Raw genomic sequence first — 2,345 nt, forward strand, 5'->3', positions numbered from 1 at the left:
GTCGCCGAATTTGTGTATGCCGATACGAGCTGCAGCAGGTATCCGAAACCCTGGGCGGTGCTGGAATGGAAGCCGGGGGTCCTGCTGAGCGATATTTTCCGCAACGGAACGTCCGAGGAGAAAGCATCGGCAGCGGCCGCAGCCGGCAGAACGCTCGCCCATATTCATGGATTTCCGTTTGAAGCTTCCGGTTTTTTCGGCAGCGATTTGGAGGTCACACAGCCTATCAGCATGAGCGGTGAGGGGTTTCTTGCATTTATGGATGACGTGATCTTCCATAGTCCATGCGAAGCTTGGCTGGGAGAAGAGCTTAGCCGGGAGCTGTGGGCATTTTGCAAACGATATGGGCCCATGTTATCGGCTAGTCAGGAAAAACCCGTGCTGGCCCACTCCGATTATAACGGCTTAAATATTCTGATGGAGAAAGGTTCCGAGGGGTACTTCGTTTCAGCCGTGCTCGACTGGGAGGAAGCTTTTGCCTGGAACCGGCATGCGGACCTGGGCAATATGCTGCGTTATGAGGCGAACGGTTCGTGGATCGAACAGCACTTCATAAAGGCTTACGAGGCGGAGGGGATCGTGCTGGAAAACAATTGGAGGCTTCAGTCCCGTCTGGAGGACCTAGTCGCCTTATGCGACATGCTGAGCCACTCGACGGCGGAGACGCCGAACCGGGTACAAGATTTGTGCCGATTGATCGCGGGAACGGTACGGGGCGGGGGAGAATAAAATATCAACCTTTACAAAAAAAGACACAGGCGTTTTGGAGATTTACTCCAGGACTGCCTGTGTCTTTTTCAAAAGCGAATCAAGTCTTATTCGAATTTTTACTTTCCTTGGCTTTCAGTATTGGTATCTGCACCGGCTGCTGTATTGCTGTCTGCAGCTGGCGTTTGGTTTGTTGCTTCTGTGTTTGCGCCCTCACCGACAGGACTTGAACCCTGTTGTGCGTCATTACCCGACTGAGCCGGCTGCTGGCTGTTATCCGGCTGCTGGGAAGGAGCGGTTTCTGGTGAAGCTGGCTGGTTATCATCCGTAACTGGACTTTGATCAGGGCTCTGGGTTCCATCCGTGCTGTGAGAACCGTCCGGGCTTTGTGCCTGGTCGGGGCTTTGATCCTCATCCGTTGTTAAGTTGTCATCAAGATTTTGTGGATTATCCGAATTGGAGTCTTTGCCTAGGTTTTTTGCCACCGGTGACTTCTACGCTGGTACCGGTCAATTTTCCGGATAGAACGGGCTGCTGATTTGAATCGAGCATCGTGACGCTGCTGATCTCAAAATCGTAGGTGCCTGCATCCGAAGCGGTGAAGGAGAAATCCACCAGGGTACCACTCTTGACTGGTTTGTTGAATTCAATGCCGAACACGGCCCGTTTTTTGCCTGTCTTTGCCAAGGATGCTTCCGCATCGGTTGCCGTGACATCATTTTGGATTTTAACCTGCTTGGAAGAAGGTGTAATCTTGTTTAGTTTAATTTAGCATCGTAAGTTACCTCAACCGTCATAAATTGCACGGCTTGTTTACCTTTGAATTCAACGGAAACGTTAAAGGGTTTACCTGTTTTGATCTTGCTTTGCTTGGCTGACAATTCTACGTCTGTGCTTGGGGTCTCCTCCGGCTTGTATTTATACTTATAGGATTTGGCCGCTTTAGCTGTTCCGTTGCCGGCATCGTCAGAAATATACAGGTCGATGTTGTTCGTTCCGTTCTCAAGCGGAACTTCTACGGTCGGAATTGACCGCCTTCACATGGATCAGATCCTGCAGATTCGTGCCGTCATAGAAGTAATCCAGCAGCAAATCTCCGTTGATCGTTCCTTGAAGCAAGCCAACGTTCGGCTTATCCGGATTGACGACCAGTTCATCCGGCACCGACGCATCCGGTGCAGTGTTGTCGACCAGGAACTGCGACAGCGAGTCGGTCACTACTTCGGCGGTTTTGTCGCCTTCCTCGACCGTTACCGGAACAATGCCGTAGACGCCTTCCGGATCCAGGTACACGCGTTTCTTTCCTGGTGTGGTGGCGATATCTACTTTGCCATCCCATTCATAGGAATAGTAGAACGGATCCAGCTTGTTCTGGAAGTCGCGGTCGTAGATATAACCTACATACTCACCATTTCCTTCGTCATCAAAACGGTAGACGTCGAATTCGTAATCCACCAATTTTTTATTGAGTGCATAATAAAGGGTTGAGCCTTTGCTTTCGTTGGTGCTGGACAGGTAAATCGGATCGAGTTCTACGTTCGAAATATCGGCCAGGTTATAAGTTTCGCCGACATACACGCTGAACGGCACATGAAGGACATGCCCGTTTCCGGCTTGTGTAAAGATCAGCTGACCGT

4 protein-coding genes are annotated in these 2,345 nt (G+C 50.7%); 1 reads left to right on the forward strand and 3 read right to left on the reverse strand.

Features of this window, described 5'->3' with window-relative positions; genetic code table 11:
* A partial coding sequence (locus tag CPT76_RS06655) for a phosphotransferase family protein (RefSeq protein WP_105442322.1) occupies positions 1–729 on the forward strand: 729 nt, incomplete at its 5' end.
* A gap of 98 nt (positions 730–827) precedes the next feature.
* On the opposite strand, the gene CPT76_RS06660 is transcribed toward CPT76_RS06655, so the two are convergent.
* The 3 genes from CPT76_RS06660 to CPT76_RS06670 all read right to left on the reverse strand — a co-directional run.
* Positions 828–1,193 (reverse strand): RodZ family helix-turn-helix domain-containing protein, encoded by a 366-nt coding sequence (locus tag CPT76_RS06660; protein ID WP_146116159.1) that lies wholly within the window; start codon positions 1,191–1,193, stop codon positions 828–830.
* Positions 1,156–1,395 (reverse strand): hypothetical protein, encoded by a 240-nt coding sequence (locus CPT76_RS06665; RefSeq protein WP_105442324.1) that lies wholly within the window; start codon positions 1,393–1,395, stop codon positions 1,156–1,158. Before CPT76_RS06665 ends, CPT76_RS06660 begins: the two co-directional genes overlap by 38 nt.
* Positions 1,396–1,710: 315 nt before the next feature.
* Positions 1,711–2,345: hypothetical protein (locus CPT76_RS06670; protein ID WP_181152711.1), on the reverse strand; the 635-nt coding region annotated here is incomplete at its 5' end.

The sequence above is a fragment of the Paenibacillus sp. AR247 genome, from assembly GCF_002968895.1.
Lineage (GTDB): Bacteria > Bacillota > Bacilli > Paenibacillales > Paenibacillaceae > Paenibacillus_AQ > Paenibacillus_AQ favisporus.